We start from the raw sequence: 18,688 nt of genomic DNA on the forward strand, positions 1-18,688 counted from the left end.
GGAATCGGTGCTACCTGGGAGAAACTTGAGGTAGTTGAGACCAGATTAGCGCTGAAACGGCGTCAGTCGCGAGATCTGTCCATTTGGTGCACGTTTCCCGGGGTGCTGGGGGACCGTGCCGGACGCCGGGTCGGCAACACCACCAGCAGCAGCAGGCTGAGCAGCACGTACGCGTTGCGCGCGACGAACTCCCCCGGGTCGTCGGTGCGCACCGGCGTGATCCCCCAGTCCTCGAACGTCACCACCCCGTAGATGATCACGAACGTGGTGCCCACCGCGAGAGCGAGCAGCCAGCAACCAGGCCGGTCAGGGTGAGCCCGGCCAGCGCGTCCCCGGCCCGCGCCGCCCGGGCCGCCCGCCACAGCCCGTACCCGGTCACCGCCAGCACCAGCAGCAGCCAGGGCACCTGGGCCGGCTTCTCCGGCACGGTGAGCCGGCTGAGCAGGCCGAACAGCGACTGGTTGCCGGTGTAGTCGGTGCGTCCCACCCGGTCGGTCGCCCACAGCTCGTGGGTCCAGAAGCGCCACGAGTCGGCCGGCGCCACCGCCGCCGCCAGCAGGGTGGCCAGCGCGGCGGTCGCCGAGGCGACCAGCGCCGCCCACCAGCGCCGGGTGGCCAGCAGGTAGAGGATGAAGATGCCGGGAAAGAGCTTGACCGCCGTGGCCAGCCCGACGCCCAGCCCGGCCCAGCGCCGCCCCCCGGGTACGGCGAACAGCAGGTCGGCCAGGATCAGCACCACCAGCAGCATGTTGATCTGGCCGAAGGTCAGCGTCTCCCGGGTGCTCTCCACGGCGAGGACCAGCAGCACCGCCACGACGAGCGGAAACCCCCGGTGCAGGTCGTGCCGATCGAGCACCGGACGGACCAGCCACCAGGTGGTCAGCACCACGCCGAGCAGGGTCAGCACCGTGAAGATCGCCACCGTGACGCCGAGCGGCAACAGGGCGAACGGCCGCAGCAGCAGCGCCGCGAACGGCGGGTAGGTGAAGTAGAGGGCACCCTGCACCCGGTCCGGCTGCACGTAGTCGTAGAGCGGGTGGCCGGCCGCCCACCAGTCCATCGCCCGCATGTAGATCTTCAGGTCGAAGAAGTTGTGCACCCGCCCCGGCCAGTAGAGCACCGGCAGGACCGCCGCGATCGCCACCACCGCGACGAGCCGGCGCGCCGTACGGCCGCCCGGATCGTCGTCGGTGACGGCGGGCGGTGCGACGGGTTCGGCTGGCACGGGGGCAACCCTAACGGTCCACCGCCGGGCACCGGTGCTCCAGGCGCGGGCGGGTCGGCGGCGCGTAGTCTGGTCCGGTGGCTGATCTTCTCGTCTGGATCGACTGTGAGATGACCGGGTTGGACCTGGGCCGGGACGCGCTGATCGAGGTCGCGGCGCTCGTCACCGACCCGGATCTGAACGTGCTGGGTGAGGGCGTCGACGTGGTGATCCACGCCGACGAGGCGGCGCTCGAGGCGATGCCGGAGATCGTCCGGACCATGCACGCCAAGTCCGGGCTGACCGACGAGGTCCGCCGGTCGGTGGTCACCCTGGCCGAGGCGGAGGACCTGGTCCTCGACTACGTCACCCAACACGTGAAGGATCCCCGCACGGCGCCGCTGTGCGGCAACTCGATCGCCACCGACCGGGGCTTCATCGCCCGGGACATGCCGCGACTCGACGCGCACCTGCACTACCGCATGATCGACGTCTCCTCGATCAAGGAGCTGTGCCGGCGCTGGTACCCGCGGGTGTACTTCGGGCAGCCGCAGAAGGGGCTGGCCCACCGGGCGCTCGCCGACATCCGGGAGAGCATCCGGGAGCTGCAGTACTACCGGCGGACCGTCTTCGTGCCGCTGCCCGGCCCGGACGTGGAGACCGCCAAGGCCATCGCCGCCCAGCTCTGAGCCGCGCGCCCGAACCCGCTGGACGGGGCCGGCCCGGGTGTGGCTATTATTAGTCCGCGCCCGCCCGGCTCGTCCGGCGCGAGAGCATGGTGGCTGTAGCTCAGTTGGCAGAGCACCGGGTTGTGGTCCCGGTTGTCGTGGGTTCAATTCCCATCAGTCACCCCAACACGACGGAAGCCCCCTCCCGCGGGAGGGGGCTTCCGTCGTTCCCGGTCCGGCCTCCCTCCCGCGGGAGGGAGGCCGGACCGTGGACCTCAGGGGGTCGGCTCGACGCTCGGCTCGCCGGTCGCGTCACCCGGCTCGCCGGTCGCGTCACCCGGCTCGGCCGGCGGCTCGTACGGCAGGGCGCTGCCCTTGACGTACTCGTCCCAGCTCATGTTCCAGTCGGTCCAGCCGTTGCCGTTCTGGAGCTTGCGCTCGGTGCCCTTGACCGTGATCGGGTCGCCCATCCGGGTGTTGGCGAAGAGCCAGGCGCCGTCCTTCATCGAGACGTTCACGCAGCCGTGCGAGACGTTCGTGCGGCCCTGCACGCCCTCGGACCACGGGGCGGCGTGGATGAACTCGCCACCCCAGGTCAGCCGCTGGGCGTAGTCGATCTCGGTCCGGTAGCCCTCCTCCGGGCCCAGCTCCTCCATCGTGTCGAAGACCGTGTGGCGCTTCTTCTCGATCACCACCATGGTGCCGCTGGACGACGGGGTGCTCTTCTTGCCGAGGCTCACCAGGATCGTCTTGACGGCCTTGCCGTTCTTGGCGACCGTCATCCGCTTGGTGCGGTTGTCCACGGTCATCACGAACGACGGACCGATCTTGACGTCGACGGTGAGGTCGGAGCGGCCGTACCAGCCGTCACCGAGCGGCAGGCCACCCGCCTGCACCTTGTAGGTCACCGTGCTGTTGGCCTGCCAGAACTCCTTGGGCCGGTAGTGCACCTCGGTCGGGCTCACCCAGTGCCAGATACCCTCCTGGGCCGGCTTCGCGGTGACCGTCATCCGGCGCTGCATGTCGTCGCGGTAGTCCTCCGGGATGGCCCGGCCGAACTTCACGATCAGCGGCATCCCCACCCCGACGACCTGGTTGTCGCCGAGGAAGCTGGTGACCCGGACCTGCTTGCCGGGCTTCGCCATGGTGGTGAAGGTGCTGGTCGCGGTGGCCGGCTTGCCGTCGTCGCCGGTCGCGGTCACCGTCGCGGTGTACGTCTCGCCGTACTTCAGCGCGCCGCCGGGCAGCCAGCTCTTGCCGTCGGCCGCGAGCGTGCCCTCGACGGCCGTGCCGGCGGAGTCCTTCAGCTCGACGGTGGTCTCCGTCGCCTCCTTCGTGGTGAAGGTGACGGCGGTGGCGGCCGGCACGTCCTTGGCGTCGGCGGCCGGCTCGGTGATGGTGGCCGACGCCTTCGGCCCGCTCTCCCCGCCGCCGCCCTGCCAGCTCGACCCCTTGTCCCCGCCGCCGGTGCAGGCCGAGGTCAGGGCCAGCGCGGCGGCCAGCACCGCGGCGGCGAACCCGCGGCGTGCCCCGCGCCGGGTGGTGCCGGGCCGGATCAGCTCGTCCTGGCTGTGTCGCATGATTTCCTCACAGTCGTGGTCCCCGGTCCCATCGTTCCCTACAGACGCACCGCTACGGATACCCGTTGCCTGACGTGAACCGGAACACGCGAGCCGGATGTAACGATTCTGGTATCTTGCGCCGCTGTGCGAAGGGGCTGATCTCTGTTTCCGGGGCCGGGACCAGGCCGACCGTGACCGAGATCGCTCCCGGCCACGGTACATTCGCCGAGCTCAGAAGGGCGAACCGGTGCCGCCGTCCGGCACCGGGATGGCGCTGCCGGCGACGAACTCCGACCAGCTCAGGTTCCACGCGGTCCAGCCGTTGCCCGCCTCCAGCCGGCGCGGGGTGCCGCGCACGGTCACCGGGTCACCGATCAGCGTCCGGTCGAACAGCCACCGGCCGTTGGCCATCGAGACGTTCACGCAGCCGTGCGAGACGTTCCTGCGGCCCTGCACCCCCTCGGACCAGGGGGCGGAGTGGATGTACTCGCCGCCCCAGGTCAGCCGCTGGGCGAAGTCGATCTCCGTGACGTACCGGTTGCGGGGGTCCGCCTCGTCCCGGGTGTCGAAGACCGTCGACTCCTTCTTCTCCATCACCACCATGGTGCCGCTGGAGGAGGGGGTGCTCTTCTTGCCGAGACTGACCGGCACGGTCCGGATCAGCGCGCCGTTCTCGTACACGGTCATCCGCTTGTTGGCGTTGTCCACCTTCATCTCGAACTGGCGGCCGATCTTCGCGGTCGCGCTCCGGTCGACGTTGCCGTACCGGCCGTTGCTCAGCGGGACGCCGGCCAGGGCCAGCCGCACGGTGAGGGTGGTACCCGGCTTCCAGTACTCCGGCGCGCGGTAGTAGGCCTGGGTGCCGTTGGACACCCAGTGCCAGGCACCCGGCTGGGGCGGGTCCGTCTGCACGAACATCCGCCGCTGCACCGCGGCCCGGTCCTTCTTCGGGATGCCCGGCGAGAACTCCGCCACCACCGGCATCGCCACCCCGTACGTCCGGCCGCTGAACAGGTAGAGGCCGGAGCCGATCATCGACTTCGGCCGGGCCATCGTGGTGAAGGTGCTGGTGCCCTGGTGCGTCGAGCCGTCCGGGCCGGTCCCGGTCACCGTGGCGGTGTAGCGGGTGGCGTACTTCAGCGGGGCGGACGGCACCCAGGACGAGCCGTCGCGGCGCAGCCGGCCGGCGACGGGCTTGCCGTCGGCCGCGGTGAGAACCACCTTCGTCACCGTCCCACCGCCGGGGACGCTCGCGCTGATCTCGGTGCTGACCGGCCGGCGCTGGGCGCCCGTGGCCGGGCTGACCCGCAGCGGTGCCGTCGCCACCGGCGGTGGCGTGCCCGCCGGGGTCGTGCTGGCGCTCGGCTCGGCCTGCTGGCTGCCGGAGACGAACGTCGGCTTCTTCTGGTCGGCGCCGCATCCGGCCAGTGCCAACGACGCCGTGAGGACCAGGACGCCCACCATCGCCCCGGACCGCGCGAACCTGCCCATCCCCACCTCTGTTCTCGCGTGCCTGGCCGACATGGTGCCTCATGAGCACGGCGCCGCCGGGCCCCAGGGTCGTCTTTTGCCCCTTTTTGTCCGGTAACCTCGACCGAAGGGTGGAGGCCGGGATCGGGTTGGAAACCGGCTTCGCGGGCGTGCTAATGTTCTTCCCGTTGCCGGCGAGCGCCGCTAGCTCAACTGGCAGAGCAGCGGACTCTTAATCCGCGGGTTCGGGGTTCGAGTCCCTGGCGGCGCACCAACGAGCGAGGCCCTGATCTGGTGGTTCACACCGGGACGGGGCCTTTTTCGCATCCTCGGGTGGTGGGCTGGTGGGCTGGTGGGCCGGTGGGGTGCTCCGATCGACGGGTTGAGCGCCGAGCTCCGGGGCCGCTCCCGTCGGGAGCGGCCCCGTTGCCGGTCAGCTCGTGGTCGCCGCCAGGCCGCTGGGATCCGCGAGGCAGGTCATGTAGGCGTAACCGATCCCCTTCGACGAGTTGGTGTCGATGTAGAGCCAACCGTTGGCGTTGCTCACGCCGCAGGCCGTGTACCGGTCGCCCAGGCTGTATTTCCCGGTGAGGCAGAAGAGGTGGTCACCCTTCTGCGCGCTGAGGAGGACGTCGGCGTCGTGCTTCGGGTACTTCCGGATGGGGAGCCTGTCGGCCAGCGAGATCACCCAGCCACTGACGCACTTGCGGGAGTAGTCGGCCGTGACGACAGCCGCGGACATGGACGTGGCGGGAAGGGCGGCCACCGACGGAGTGGTCGTGCCGGCTGCGGCCGGCGCTGCCGGCAGCGCCATCGCCAACCCGAGTGCGCCGAGCGTCAGCAGGGCGGCTGCCGTCTTCCTGAGAGTTTTCATGAATCCCCCGTTGATCATGGCGGCCATCGACCGGCCGCCCAGGAGGCGCAGCATAACGAATCATCGATTCCATGTTGGTCCCGCCGCGGGGTCGCGCGCCGCTAGCTCAACCGACAGCGCGCCCGCGCCCGCACCAGCAGGGTCTCCGACCGGGCCAGTGCCGGACGGTCCACACCGGACTCACAAGATCCGTACAATCGGTCCCTTCCCGCCCACGCCTCCGCAGAGGAGACCTGTCATGCCCGGCAACCGCAGGCTGCCCAGCCGACGCCCACGACCCGGGCGGGTCCGGGCGCTCGCCGTCGCCGTGGCGGCGCTGCTGGCCGGCGGCGGGCCGGCCGCCGCGGCCGCCACACCCGCCTCGGCGGACGCCGCGACCGGCACGGCCCCGGCGGGAACCGTCTCGTTCAGCGACGACTTCCAGCGGACGAACGGACCGGTCGGCAACGGCTGGGTGGCGCCCCGCGGCACCTGGTCCATCGCGGCCGGCGCGGCCCAGGCCACCGGCCCGGCCGAGCGGGTGCTGGTCCGGGACTCAATCTTTCTCGGTCCCAGCTACGACCTCACCACCTCGCTCGGGCTGGCCGCCCCGGCCGGGTCCACCCGGCTCTGGGCCGGCCTCGCCTTCCAGGTCATCGACCACGCCGACGGCACCCAGAGCTTCTACGCGCTGCGGGTCGGGCAGAGCCAGGCCGACGGGGCGCGGGCCCGGTGGCAGCTGGTGCGGATCGACCACTCCGCCGGCGCGACCGACGCCGGCCTGCTGGGCGAGGGGGACCTCGCCGCCGCTCCCGGCACCGCACTGGGCGTGCGGGTGACCGCGACGGCCGACGGCAGGGGCGTCACCGTCCGGATCAGCGCCGGCACTTCCGGGGTGGACCGGACCGTCCCGCTGCGCCTGGCCGACCGGCTCAGCGGCGGCAAGGTCGGGCTCTACTCGCAGGCCGGCACCGTGGGCCTGCGCGACTTCACGGCGACCGCCACGACGTCGCCCGGCTACCGCTCCTTCTACGACGGGTTCGACCGGGCCGACGGGGCGGTCGGCAACGGCTGGCGGGTCGCCCGGGGCACCTGGCGCCTGGCCGGCGGGGCCGCCGTCCCGTCCGGCACCGCCGACCGGCTGATGTACCCGAGCGGCCTCACCCTGGGCGCGGCGTTCCTGCTCAAGACGTCGCTGACCCTGCCCGAGCCGGCCCTGACCTACCGGCCGTGGACCGGCATCGCCTTCAACATCGTCGATCACGGCGACGGCACCCAGACCTACTACGTGCTGCGCGTCGGCCAGTCCCAGGCGGACGGCGGGCAGGCCCAGTGGCAGCTGGTCCGGATGACCCGGTCGTCCGCCGGCGCCTCGGACGCGCTGCTGGCCGGCGGGGGAGTCAGCGCGCAGCCCGGTGCCACGCTCAGCGTGAGCGTCGACGGCAAGAACCGGGGCACCGGCGTCCACGTCGCCATCGACGGCGCGGGCGTGCCAGCCGGGCAGGCCGTCGACCGGTACGTGGGGCTGCGCTGGCGGGACCTGCTCACCGGCGGCGGCGCGGGGGTCTACTCGCAGGGCGGGTCGCTGAGCCTGCCCTTCTTCGCCGCGGAGACCAGCAACGAACCGGCCGTCGCCCCCGCCGAGCCCGGGCCGCTGGACTGCTCGCCCCGCGCGCCCGGCGACTACCCGCTGCCGGGTGCGTCCCGGACCGTCAGCCAGGTCATCGACGTGGGGACCACCTGGGCCGGGCACCCGGTCGACCAGGCGGTCCTGACCACCGACACCGAGCAGTACGTGGCGTACTACGACGCCGACCGCCGGATGACCGTGGCGAAGCGCTCGCTCGACGCCACCACCTGGACACGCCGGACGCTGGACTCCACCCTCGGCTGGGACAGCCACAACGGCATCACGATGGCGCTGGACAGCACCGGCAACCTGCACGTGGCGGGCAACATGCACGCCGTGCCGCTGGTCTACTTCCGCACCTCGGTGCCGGGCGACGTGTCCACGCTGACCCGCATCCCCACCATGGTGGACAGCTCCGTGGAGGGGTCCGTCACCTATCCGCGCTTCCTCCGCCACACCAACGGCGACCTGCTGTTCAGCTACCGCAACGGGGTCAGCGGCGACGGCGCCAACTACTACAACCGGTACGACCCGGTCAGCCGTACCTGGTCGAGCCTGCTCGGCCGCCCACTCGTCGACGGTGACGGCCGCAACGGCTACCCGGAGGGTCCGCTGCGCGGGCCGGACGGCTACTGGCACCTGGCGCTGGTCTGGCGGGACACCCCGGACGCCGGCAGTTCGAGCATGCCGTCGTACGCCCGCAGCCGGGACCTGGTCAACTGGGAGGACAGCGCGGGCCGGCCGCTGGCCCTGCCACTGACCTACCTCCGGTCCGAGGTCATCGACCCGGTGCCGACCTACGGCGGCGTGGTCAACGGCAACGTCCGGCTCGGCTTCGACGCCGCCAACCGGGTGGTGGTGACCTACACGAAGTACGACGCCGACCTCGGCAACCAGCTCTACGCGGCCCAGCCGGACGGCGCGGGTGGCTGGCGGATAACCCGCCTCACCGACTGGACCGGCCGGTGGGAGATTCTCGGGTCCGGCACCCTGGCGTTCCCGGTCTCGTTGCAGGCCGCGGCGAGCGGGCTGCCGGACGGCCGGCTGCGGGTGCCCTACACGTGCCGGGGGGTCAAGCGGTCCCTGATCGTCGACCCGTCCTCGCTGGGCGTCGTGGCCGACGTCCCCGATCCGGTGCTGCCCACCGAGATCACCCGGGTGCGTTCCACGTTCCCCGGCATCGGCGTGCGGACCGCGACCTCGGTGGCCGGGGACCGCAGCTACGTGCTGCGCTGGGAGAGCATGCCCTCGAACCAGGACCAGCCCCGGCCGGCGGACCAGACGCCGCCGGCCCAACCCCTGCAGCTGTACGTGCTGACCACCTCGTGACGGCCGCGGCCCGGGTGGTTGGGCCACCCGGGCCGGGGCTGTGCTAACGTCTCGTCCCGTTGTCAGCGAGCGCCGCTAGCTCAACTGGCAGAGCAGCGGACTCTTAATCCGCGGGTTCGGGGTTCGAGTCCCTGGCGGCGCACCAACGAGCGAGGCCCTGACCTGGTGGTTCACACTGGGTCGGGGCCTTTTTCGTGTCCGGGCGTGGGTGGTGGTGGCTCGGTGGGTGCTCGGGAGCCGGTGGGCCGGGGTGGTGTCGGTGGGACGCGGCGGGGTGCTCCGGGACGCCGGTTGGTGGCTGCCGGCGGGGGATGGTCGGGCGGTTGGGGGTTGCGGCTGTCGGTGGTGCCGGATCGGTTCGGTGGGCGGTTCCCGCATGGGCTCGGAGCCGGGGTCCGGCGCTCATGGCGGAACGCGGTATGCCGGTTCTGCGGCTTCCGTCGTCAACTCTTTGGCTGATTCGGTGAACAGTGATCATGGAAACGTCTCACAAACCCCGTTTTGAGGGTGCGGGAGTTCCCTTGGGGCGTCACTGCGGCGCCGGATCGCCGGGATGGCGGGGCGTCGACGGGGTGGGTGATCATCGATGGGTGGCCGGTGGTCGTGAGCTGTCTCCTCGGCGGTGGCGGATCCTGTCGTTCATGGCATCGCACGGCTGGGCCACCACGAGCGACATCGCGGTGGTAGCGGGGGGTGCCGCGGTTGACCGCGCACCGGGACCTCACCTGGTTGCACACCATGGGCTTGGTGGGCCGGGAACGGTCGGCGGAGGACCGGGCGCACGCCTGGTGGTACAGGATCACCGGGGAGGGGACCGAGCTGCTGGATCGTGATCTCGTCTTGTCGGGGCGGCCGGTGCCGTTGCGTCTGGGTCAGCGGGACTGGGGTGCGGCGCACTACCTGCTGTTCCTGCCGTTGCTCGCGGTGTCACGCCAGGATCCCGCCCGGTGTGGGCTGTTCCAGTGGTTGACTACTTTGGACACGTCGGTGTGTCTGCGGGAGAGTGGCTTGGCGCATCTGCTTGCGACGGGTACGGCGTGTGGCTGCAGGACGGCCGCTGTCTGCGGTTCCTGGTGCACGTCGATCCCGGCCCGGTCGGTGAGGTGATCGCCGAACGAGAGCGGTCCACTGCCGGGCTCGGAGCTGTTCTGGCTGGCTATCGGCGCACTGACCCGGTCTTGCCGGTCGGCGTGGTGCTGGTCATCGCTCGGGACGCGGAACGGGGAGGCCAACCTGCTCGCTGATCTCGTGAGCCGGCCGCTGCGGGCGCCGATCGCGATTACCACCGTCGACCTGTTGCACCACCACCGGCCGCACGAGCAGGTGTGGCGGATCCCGGCGGCGGGCACCGCACGTCACCGGCTGATCGACATCCCTCCTCCGTCCGGAGCCTTCCCGGTTGATTCGAAGGTAGTTGGGCCAAAGTAGTTGAATGCGTGGGAGCCGCCATGGGTCGGGCACCCTGAGGAGCAAGCATGGGCCGTATGGTGTATCCGCTTCTGCCGATGAGCGGATGCTGTCCCGGTCAGGTGCTCGAAGGAATGCCTAGCCCGTTGGAGCGTCGACCCGTTGAACGTCGCTGAGCAGCAGGCGGGCACCTTGGCGGACAACATTCCAGTCGGTCTTCGGCGAGCGGTCGAGGTTCTTGGCAAGCCAATGCCGCCGGTCTTCGTGTTCCCGCCGCAGATGGACGAGGTCAAGGTCCACGCCAGGTAGCCCGCCACGGCGTTCCAGCTCCTCGACCCGCTGCCCCATGGTGTCCATCAGCTCGCGGTTAAGGGTGTGCACGGCCTCAAGGTATGCGGTGGTCGGGACGCTGAGCCGGACTGCGGGGTCGGCGGTGAAACCGATCTCGCCGTCGTCCTCGTGCCGCCAATCCATGGTGATCTCGTCGCGATCGCCGCGGGTGGTACGCCAGAACCGGAGCTTGGGAGGATTGCGCAGGTAACCGAAGTCTAGGTAATGCTCGCCGCGCCAAATCGCGGCCGTGACGACAGGATGGTCGGGCAGGTCCGCGTTCCCGTCGTCGGTCCGTTCCTCATCCGGTTCGGCCACGAACTCAAGCGGGTCACACGTCCACTGCGCGGGGTCGGAGGCAATAAACGGCTGCAGATCGTCGGGCACTGGCTCCAGCACCTCGGGTGTAAGGACAATGACGTCTTCCCAGAGCCGGGCCAGGTAGTAGCCGACGTAGGGATGCGGGTGAACTTGCCGGGTGCGGCGCAGCAGCTCCTGCCCGCTTGCTTCGAGCCAGTACCAGCCTTCGGTAAGCCCAAACCAGTGGAGCCTCGGCTGGTCGCTGCCCCACGGCGACACCTCGTCCAGTGGGCACAGCTCGAACCGGAACCTGATCATTGAGGCAGTATCCCGTAACGTCCGGCGGTCGATCGAGAGCCCGGATCTGCCGCAGATCGCGCGGCTCGCTTCGTGCTCGGTGCGGCCATCCGCGAGTCCGGCGAGAGGGCGTTGTGGGTTCAGGTACGCGAGTTGGCGCCGACGGAGGGAGCGGCTGCCGATCGCGTTGCTGGTGTCGGCTCTGCCTGCCCTACGCTGACGCCATGAGGGAACGGGGCGTGAATCAAACTCCGGCGCTTGCCCTACCTGGCGGGCGTTGATGGATCGGCAGGCCGCGGTGCCGACTCACGTGCTCCCGAACGAGGTCCGGGCTGACGTGGAGACGCTGTGGCGATACCACGACATGCACCACGAGCTGCGCCCATGCGACGTGGGCATCGGCTTGGGCAGCCATGACCTCGGCGTTGCGGTGGTCGCAACGCGGCTGTTTCAAGCAGGGCTGTTCCCGTGGATCGTTTTCACCGGAGCGAACGCACCGACAACGATCGAGCGGTTCCCCTGCGGCGAGGCGGTGCACTATCGCGAGTACGCGGTTGAGCAGGGTGTGCCGGCGGAGTCCATTCTCGTGGAGCCGCGTGCCACGAACACCGCCGAGAACATCGAGTACTCCCGCGCGCTCCTGATCGAACGACAGATTCCCGTGCGGTCGGTGCTGATCATGTCGCGGCCCTACCAACAGCGCCGGGCCTACGCCACCTGCAAGCTGATGTGGCCGGAGACCGATGTGGTGTGCGCCTCAAACCCGCTCGAGCTGGACGACTACGTGGCCAGCATCGGCGACCCGCGGCGGGTGGTGGACATGCTGGTGGGCGACACGCAGCGGATCGAGGTGTACGCCGAGCGCGGGTTTGCGATTCCGCAGGAGCTGCCGGACGAGGTGCGGGCGGCATTCGAGCGCCTGGTGGCGGCCGGCTACACGAGCCGCCTGATCTGAGCCCAGCTACCAGCGCGGCCCTCCCGACCGGACGCCCATCCGGTCGCTGAGTTCGACGGCCAGTCGTGGTGGCCGGGGGCGGGTGAGGATGTCCCGGACGAGGTCGCGGGAGAGCTGGTGGTAGCGCACCTGGTCGGGGCCGATGACCTCGGCGTCCAGGAGGGCGGCGAGCGCGTCGTCGATGCGGTTCCAGCGGGCGAGGGCTCGGGCGGTTTCGATGGCGTGGCGAACCTGCCGCTCGACGGGCACGGTGCTGGTGTCGAGTGGGGCGCCGATGGCGATGGCGCGTTGCACGTTGCCGAGTTCTATCGCCACGGTCGTCTTGTGGATCGCCACGTTGGTCGGCCCGAACGCGGTCCACACGTGGTTGCCGTCGGCGCCGAGTCGCTGCGCGGCGGCGTCGGCCTCGGCGATGTGGGTGTCGGCCGAGGCGCGGTCGTCGTCTCGGGCGGCGGCCAGCGCGCAGACGAGGTGCAGGCTCCCGTAGACCGACAGCAGCTGCGGGGTCGGCTTGGCGAGCCGTGGCTCCAGGAACCGCGCCGCCGTGGCGGCGAGGCCCAGGGCTTGGGCGTACTCGCCGATGGAGGCGAGCGAGTGTGCGGCGGAGCGGCTGAGTGAGCCGATGACGACGTGGTCGTGGCTGGCGTTGGCGGCGGCCAAGCCTCGGCTGGCGGCGGTCCACGCGAGGTCACCTTCGCCGAGCTTGGTGAGGAACAACGCGGCGAGCTGGTGGGCGTATGCGGTCATCGCGTGCGCGCGCCGGCCGTCGTCTCCGTCGTACGCCTCGGTGGCGGTGAGGCAGTCGTGGATGAGGTAGGGCAGTCGGCGGGCGAGGGTGCCGTACCGCGAGTGCTGGTAGGCGGTCCAGATCTCGGCGACATCGTTCTCGATCTCGCGCAGGGCAGGAGCCTCGACGTCTCCCGTGCGGGCCAGCGCCGGCGCGAGGTGACGATAGTCGTGGAGCGCGGCCCGCAAGGCCGGGATCGTCTCGCGCCCCGAGTCGTCCGACCACTCAAACAGGCTTGGCGCACCGATCAGGTCGCCGAGGGACACGTCGAGGGCCTTGGCGATCGCGCGGATGACCGACAGCCTGTCCAGGTCGGCCCGGTTCGTCTCGACCTTGCGTAACCACTCCTGCGTCTTGCCGACCAGACCGGCCAGCACCTCCTGGGAGAGCCCTCGCCGACGCCGGTAGAAGGCGACGCGCTGGCCGATCGTCATGTCGTCCGTCATCCCGCGTCGACCCGCAGCGGTCGGTAGCGTCGATCGACGCGGCGAAGTTCGACAACCGCCCCACCTGGGACAACAAGGGTAGGTTCGACAGTCGACCCGGCTGGGACAACTGGAACAAGAAGAAGTAGCCCGCACCACGGGACGCGCGGGGTGGCGTGCCCACCCCGCGCCCACACAGGTTGAGGACACATGCGCACCACCACGATCGGCGACGTCAAGGTCCTGCTGCCGGACCTCGAACCGGACGACCTCGACACCACGATGGACCTGGCCGACGGCCTCATCGAGGCCCTCGTTGAGGGTGCCTCGTGGCGCGGCTCGCACCTTGAGGACGTCAGTGTCCGCAGCAGTCTGATCAGCGGCGTGAACCTGAGCGAGAGCACCTGGGAAGCCGGCAGCCTCTTCGGCTGCGAGATCACCCGCACCGACTTCTCCGGCGCGACGCTAACCGGCATCACGATCGAACGCTGCGCCATCACCGGCTCCCGGTTCACCGGCACCAGACTCACCGACGTACGCCTGAAGGATGTCCTGTTCGACGGCTGCCGCTTCGACTACGCGACCCTCCAACGCGTCACCGCCGCTGGCTCGGTCGCGTTCACCGACTGCACCCTCACCAACGGCGCGTGGTCGTCCTGCCGGCTACCGCGCTTCGCACTGCGATCCTGCGACCTGAGTGGTCTGGAACTGGACTACTGCCACCTCGACGGCACCGACCTGCGGGGCAGCCGACTCCAGGGCCTCAAGACCCCGCTGGACAACCTGCGCGGCGTCACCCTCGGCGAGGACCAGCTTCCTGACCTCACCCAGCTGACCGTCGCCGCCCTCGACCTCACCGTGCGCAACAACTGAAGCCGAGGAGGCATCGTGGTCGCTGAACCCACGGGCAGCCCGGACACGATCCTCGTCTGCATCCGGGGCAACTCCGGCTCAGGCAAGAGCAGCATCGCCCGCGAGCTACGACGCCGGCACGGCCGGGGCTGCGCCCTGGTCGAGCAGGACTACCTACGCCGCATCCTGCTGCGCGAGCGGGACAAGCCCGGCGGCGCCGCACCGGCGTTGATCGGGCAGACCGTGCGGTTCGCCCTCGACCACGGCTACCACGTGGTGCTGGAGGGCATCATGCACACCAGCCGCTACCGCAGCATGCTGACCTCTCTGCGGAACGGCCACCGCGGCCGGTCGCTGTTCTGCTATCTCGACGTGTCCCTGGCCGAGACCCTGCGCCGGCACCTCACGCGCCCGCAGGTCAGTGAGTTCACCGCCGAGCACATGAGCGGCTGGTACGCCGCCCATGACGTCCTGGGCTGGCCCGACGAACTCGTCCTACCCGAGACCACCGGACTGAACGAGGCCGTCAAGGCCATCGCCGCTGCTGCCGGGCTACCCCAGACCGGACGCGACGACGACCTGCTACGGAACGTTCCGTCCCCATAGAGCAGCCCAACCGGCAACCGGTGACACCGTTCCGGCGCGCCGTTCACCAACGTCGGTCCCGAATGGCCAGACGGCCCACCAAGCACGGCGACTGCGACGGCATGGAGCTCGCCCTACCGCGCCCGCCGGAGCCAGCTCTCGATGACAGTGAAGTCGTGTTGGGTCAACCCGCGACGGGGATCGACCTGATGCAGCAGGGCCGGACCGGGATGATGAGTCGACACCCACTGCTGATCGGCGTGGGAGATCTCGTCGTCGACCCAGACGAACGGGCGTCCCTGCGCCCATTCGACCAGCCCACGGGTCTTCCAGTGCAGGACGCCCACCTCGTCAGAGTCGGGCCAATCCACGATGGGCAGAGGCGGCAATCCCAGCAGCGGCGCGAGCACGTCGTTCGCGTCGCTATCCAGGTCGCCGCCCACACCAGATCACACGTCAGGGCCTCCAGCCGGCGGCCGTGTCCCGGATCGACCTTGTGCAGCAGGGGATGAGCGTAGGCCGATAGGACCGGTGCCTCGGTGTGGCCATGCGGCATGCCCGGCTGAGCCGGCCTGCCGGTGACGCGGCGTCGCCGCACGCCGGGGCTGCGCCGGGAGGAACTGGCCCTGCTGGCCGGCATCACCACCACCTGGCTCACCTATCTCGAGCAGGGCCGCGACGTACGCCCGTCCGGCCAGGTGCTCGACGCCCTGGCCCGGGCGCTGCGGTTGACCGGCGCCGAGCAGGAGCACCTGCACCGCCTCGCCGGTGGTGGCCGCTGTACGACGTCCAGTTCAGCCACGCGGGTCGCAAGCGCCTCCGGCACCCCCGGCTGGGCTTGATCGCCGTGTCGCATGCCGCCTTCCACGTCGCCGAGCGGCCCGAACAGACGCTGGTGGTCTACCACCTGCCGACCGGCACGGACTCCCTGGACGCGGCGATACCTTCCGGGAGCCGCCCACCTCGGCCATGAGCCGTTGCCGCTAGATGATGCTGATCGTCACGTCCCGCTGCCCTTGATCCGGTGTTGTCCGCTGTTGTCGGTGCAGGACCTGCGACTTCGAAGATCGCCTCTACCATCAACCCACCTCAACGGAGGACAAAGGAGATGGTGGATGAGCACATTGATGGGGCGAAGGCGCCGGCCCCGTTTGCGGTGCGCGGCGCTGGTCGTCGCGATGGTCGCCGGTAGCGGTCTGTTCGGCGGAGCAGCGCCCGCGGCCGCGTCGCCCAGCGGGGGGGTCGACGCGGGGGTCTTGAACACGATGTTCAACACCTACGGAGACGCGGGCGGGCACTGGACCGGTGGCGACAGCACGGCCTCGGTGGCGTTGCCGGACGGCCGGGTGGCGTGGCTGTTCTCGGACACGTTCCTGGGCACGGTGAACGCGGACGGAACACGACCGGCGAACACGCCGATGGTGAACAACACCCTGGTGGTGCAGGACACCGGGACGAATCTGGTCGCGACGCGGCATGGTGGCACGGCCAGTTCGCCCACGGCGTTGGTGATCCCGACCGACCCGGACGAGTACTACTGGGTCGCGGACGGCCTGGTCGAAGCCGGTGCGATGAAGGTGCTGTACAACAGCTATCACCGCACCGGAGAGGGAAACCTCGACTATGAGATCACCGGGACGGCGCTGGCGACGTTCACGCTGCCCGGGCTGACCCTCTCCGGAGTGGTCAAGCTGCCGTTGGGCGCCACCATCGGCTGGGGCTCGGCGCTGCTGGAAGCGGGCGGCTACACCTACATCTACGGCACCTCCAACGGGCAGGCGGGAACGAAGTTCGGGCACGTGGCCCGGGTGCCCTCCGGCGGCCTCGGGGGCGCGTGGCAGTTCTGGACCGGTACGACCTGGTCGAGCCAGGAGGCCGACGCCGGGGTGCTGCTCAGCGGGGTGGGCACCGCGTACGGTGTTCAGCAGGTGGGCAGCGAGTTCGTCCTGATCACCCAGGACACCAACCTGATCTTCGACCCGCAGGTGTTCGCCTACACGGCGCCAACCCCGACCGGGCCGTTCTCCGGTCCGGTGCCGTTGTTGGTCGCGCCGGAGGTGCAGCCGGGTGGCGCGAAACTGATCTACGACGCGCGGGTGCATCCGGAACTGGCCCGTTCCGGCAAGTTGCTGGTGTCGTACAACCTGAACAGCCTGAACGATGCGGACAACTTCGCTGACGCGCGCCTGTACCGGCCCCGGTTCGTGGAGTTCGACTGGCCGCGGCCGGTGAAGGACCCGAGCACGCTACCGGCGGTGCCGTCCGGGGTGACGGCGACTCCGGACACCGCCGGGCAGGTGCGCCTGTCGTGGTCGGCGGTCCCGGGCGCCACGCGCTACTGGCTGTATCAGCGCAATGTGACCACGGGGCAGACGCACTTCGCCCGGCAGCCGTACCCGTTCACCGAGACGACCGCGACCATGGGTCTGCTCACCTCGGGGCATCAGTACGAGTTCCGGGTGACGGCGGAGAACGGCGTCGGCGAGGGGCCGGCGTCGACGACGGTGGGCGCGACGCCCTACATCGCGCCTCCGCCGGCGCCCAGCGACATCACCGCCACGGCGGACACGGCGGGGCGGATCACCCTGCGCTGGACGGCCGTCGCGGGGGCCTGGGGGTACGACGTGCTCAGGCGGGACGTCACCGACGGCGCGACCCAGTTCGACCTGGTCACCCGCCCGGGCGGCCAGGAGACCCAGCTGGTCATGGGCAACCTGGAGCACGCCCACGAGTACGAGTACGTGATGGTGACCCGCCACGGCGGCGGGGAGTCGCCGCGCTCCGCGCCGGTCCGGGCGACGGCGACATACGCGCTGCCCGCCGCGCCGACCGGGCTGGTCGCCACCCCGAAGTCGGACGGCACCATCACACTCACCTGGGCCGCGCCGGACAATGTGTGGTTCCAGATCTATCACCGGGACGTGACGGCGGGGGAGGAGTTCACCCAACTGCCGCTGCCGGTCACCGAGTGCTGCACGATGGTCGACAGGTATCTGACCCACAACCACGAGTACGAATACAAGGTGACCGCGACGAACCGGGGCGGCGAGGGGCCGCCCAGCAATCTGGTCCGGGCGACCTCGGCCTACGCATTGCCCGCGACGCCCACGAACCTGCGGGGCACCGGCGGAGACGGCACCGTCACCCTGGAGTGGACCGCGTCGGATGACCTGTGGTTCCGGGTCTACCGACGGAACGTGACCGCCGGCGAGTCCGAATTCGCCGAGCTGCCCTATCCGGTCACCACGTGCTGCAAGATCACGCTGGACTACCTGGCCAACAACGAGACGTACGAGTTCAAGATCTCGGCGACCAACCAGGCCGGGGAGAGCGGGCTCAGCAACACCGTGAGCGTCGTTCCCCGAGCGGCCCCACCACCACAGGTCACCGGGCTGACCGCGGCGGCCCAGTCCGACGGGAGCGTCCGGCTGGACTGGACCGGACCGACCGGGTCGCAGTTCTGGTACGACGTCTACATGCGGGACGTGACCGCCGGCGCCTCCTTCACGAAGTTGGCGCTGCCGGTCACCACCTGTTGCACCCTGAAGGTCGATCTGCTCACCCACGGGCACGTCTACGAGTTCAAGGTGGGTGCGACCAACGGGCTGGCCGGCCCGCACAGTGCCGTCGTGCGGGCGACGAGCAACTACAGCCCGCCGCCGGCCCCGACCGGCCTGCGCGGACGGACCGGCGGAGACGGATCGATCGATCTGGACTGGAACCCGGTGAACCAGTCCGTTCTGTACTGGATCTACTACCGGGACAAGACGGCCGGTGCCGCCTTCACCCGGTCCGTGTATCCGACCGACCGGACCACGGCGACCCTTGAGTACCTGGTCCACGGGCATGTCTACGAGTTCAAGGTCAGTGCGGACAACCAGGGCGGTGAGGGAGCGGCGTCATCGCCGATCCAGGTGACGGCGCTGGGCGGGCTGCCCGGGGCCGCGAAAAACCTCACTGTCACCCCGGGCGACGGTACGGCCCGCCTGACCTGGACCGCCAGCCCGACCGCGAATGTCTACTACGACATCTAC

General features: G+C 70.2%; 14 protein-coding genes, 3 tRNA genes and 2 pseudogenes. 12 read left to right on the top strand and 7 right to left on the bottom strand.

Going from position 1 to position 18,688, the window contains the following annotated elements; genetic code table 11:
- Window positions 1-62 precede the first annotated feature (62 nt).
- A pseudogene (locus LQ51_RS10160) lies at window positions 63-1,225 on the bottom strand (glycosyltransferase family 87 protein).
- A gap of 77 nt (window positions 1,226-1,302) precedes the next feature.
- Between LQ51_RS10160 and orn the strand changes: the two are divergent.
- Together orn and LQ51_RS10170 are read left to right on the top strand one after the other, a co-directional pair.
- The gene (orn, locus tag LQ51_RS10165; protein WP_082159351.1) at window positions 1,303-1,893 is read left to right on the top strand and encodes an oligoribonuclease; all 591 of its coding nucleotides are present in this window, start codon (window positions 1,303-1,305) and stop codon (window positions 1,891-1,893) included.
- 89 nt (window positions 1,894-1,982) lie between these two features.
- Window positions 1,983-2,058: transfer RNA gene (locus LQ51_RS10170), tRNA-His, on the top strand.
- Between the two features lie 89 nt (window positions 2,059-2,147).
- Here LQ51_RS10170 and LQ51_RS10175 read toward each other — a convergent pair.
- Both LQ51_RS10175 and LQ51_RS10180 read right to left on the bottom strand, forming a co-directional pair.
- Window positions 2,148-3,452, bottom strand: coding sequence for a L,D-transpeptidase (locus tag LQ51_RS10175; protein WP_046564478.1), 1,305 nt, complete (start codon window positions 3,450-3,452; stop codon window positions 2,148-2,150).
- A gap of 213 nt (window positions 3,453-3,665) precedes the next feature.
- Window positions 3,666-4,925 carry a L,D-transpeptidase gene (locus LQ51_RS10180; RefSeq protein WP_046564479.1) on the bottom strand — a complete coding sequence of 420 codons (1,260 nt, stop codon included), beginning with the start codon at window positions 4,923-4,925 and terminating at the stop codon, window positions 3,666-3,668.
- Between the two features lie 177 nt (window positions 4,926-5,102).
- Between LQ51_RS10180 and LQ51_RS10185 the strand changes: the two genes are divergently transcribed.
- Window positions 5,103-5,178 (top strand) — tRNA-Lys (locus tag LQ51_RS10185).
- Window positions 5,179-5,337: 159 nt separating this feature from the next.
- Here LQ51_RS10185 and LQ51_RS31155 read toward each other — a convergent pair.
- Window positions 5,338-5,832 (bottom strand): hypothetical protein, encoded by a 495-nt coding sequence (locus LQ51_RS31155; protein WP_052744804.1) that lies wholly within the window; start codon window positions 5,830-5,832, stop codon window positions 5,338-5,340.
- A gap of 184 nt (window positions 5,833-6,016) precedes the next feature.
- Between LQ51_RS31155 and LQ51_RS31160 the strand changes: the two genes are divergently transcribed.
- The gene (locus tag LQ51_RS31160) at window positions 6,017-8,716 is read left to right on the top strand and encodes a BNR repeat-containing protein (protein ID WP_156313027.1); all 2,700 of its coding nucleotides are present in this window, start codon (window positions 6,017-6,019) and stop codon (window positions 8,714-8,716) included.
- A 69-nt stretch (window positions 8,717-8,785) separates the two neighbouring features.
- Window positions 8,786-8,861 (top strand) — tRNA-Lys (locus LQ51_RS10200).
- A gap of 1,400 nt (window positions 8,862-10,261) precedes the next feature.
- Here LQ51_RS10200 and LQ51_RS10210 read toward each other — a convergent pair.
- Window positions 10,262-11,071 (bottom strand): DUF5984 family protein, encoded by an 810-nt coding sequence (locus LQ51_RS10210; RefSeq protein WP_046564480.1) that lies wholly within the window; start codon window positions 11,069-11,071, stop codon window positions 10,262-10,264.
- A gap of 259 nt (window positions 11,072-11,330) precedes the next feature.
- On the opposite strand from LQ51_RS10210, the gene LQ51_RS10215 reads away from it, so the two are divergent.
- On the top strand, window positions 11,331-12,005 hold the full coding sequence (locus LQ51_RS10215; RefSeq protein WP_046564481.1) for a YdcF family protein: 675 nt from the start codon (window positions 11,331-11,333) through the stop codon (window positions 12,003-12,005).
- A gap of 6 nt (window positions 12,006-12,011) precedes the next feature.
- On the opposite strand, the gene LQ51_RS10220 is transcribed toward LQ51_RS10215, so the two are convergent.
- Window positions 12,012-13,238 carry a helix-turn-helix domain-containing protein gene (locus tag LQ51_RS10220; protein ID WP_197087631.1) on the bottom strand — a complete coding sequence of 409 codons (1,227 nt, stop codon included), beginning with the start codon at window positions 13,236-13,238 and terminating at the stop codon, window positions 12,012-12,014.
- Between the two features lie 5 nt (window positions 13,239-13,243).
- Between LQ51_RS10220 and amcA the strand changes: the two are divergent.
- The 3 genes and pseudogenes from amcA to LQ51_RS10230 all read left to right on the top strand — a co-directional run.
- Window positions 13,244-13,366, top strand: a pseudogene (amcA, locus tag LQ51_RS34345) (multiple cyclophane-containing RiPP AmcA); the annotation flags it as partial.
- Window positions 13,367-13,427: 61 nt separating this feature from the next.
- The gene (locus LQ51_RS10225) at window positions 13,428-14,090 is read left to right on the top strand and encodes a pentapeptide repeat-containing protein (RefSeq protein WP_046564482.1); all 663 of its coding nucleotides are present in this window, start codon (window positions 13,428-13,430) and stop codon (window positions 14,088-14,090) included.
- Window positions 14,091-14,105: 15 nt separating this feature from the next.
- The gene (locus LQ51_RS10230; RefSeq protein WP_046564483.1) at window positions 14,106-14,675 is read left to right on the top strand and encodes a kinase; all 570 of its coding nucleotides are present in this window, start codon (window positions 14,106-14,108) and stop codon (window positions 14,673-14,675) included.
- Window positions 14,676-14,788: 113 nt separating this feature from the next.
- On the opposite strand, the gene LQ51_RS10235 is transcribed toward LQ51_RS10230, so the two are convergent.
- Window positions 14,789-15,097, bottom strand: coding sequence for a hypothetical protein (locus LQ51_RS10235; RefSeq protein WP_231605687.1), 309 nt, complete (start codon window positions 15,095-15,097; stop codon window positions 14,789-14,791).
- A 135-nt stretch (window positions 15,098-15,232) separates the two neighbouring features.
- Between LQ51_RS10235 and LQ51_RS10240 the strand changes: the two genes are divergently transcribed.
- The 3 genes from LQ51_RS10240 to LQ51_RS32690 all read left to right on the top strand — a co-directional run.
- On the top strand, window positions 15,233-15,496 hold the full coding sequence (locus tag LQ51_RS10240; RefSeq protein WP_046564484.1) for a helix-turn-helix domain-containing protein: 264 nt from the start codon (window positions 15,233-15,235) through the stop codon (window positions 15,494-15,496).
- Window positions 15,433-15,627, top strand: a complete 195-nt coding sequence (locus LQ51_RS34505) for an MmyB family transcriptional regulator (protein WP_369799835.1) — start codon at window positions 15,433-15,435, stop codon at window positions 15,625-15,627. The genes LQ51_RS10240 and LQ51_RS34505 overlap by 64 nt, the downstream gene beginning before the upstream one ends.
- Before the next feature lie 292 nt (window positions 15,628-15,919).
- A partial coding sequence (locus tag LQ51_RS32690; RefSeq protein ID WP_231605698.1) for a fibronectin type III domain-containing protein occupies window positions 15,920-18,688 on the top strand: 2,769 nt, incomplete at its 3' end.

Source organism: Micromonospora sp. HK10 (assembly GCF_000982955.1).
In the GTDB taxonomy this organism is placed as follows: domain Bacteria; phylum Actinomycetota; class Actinomycetes; order Mycobacteriales; family Micromonosporaceae; genus Micromonospora.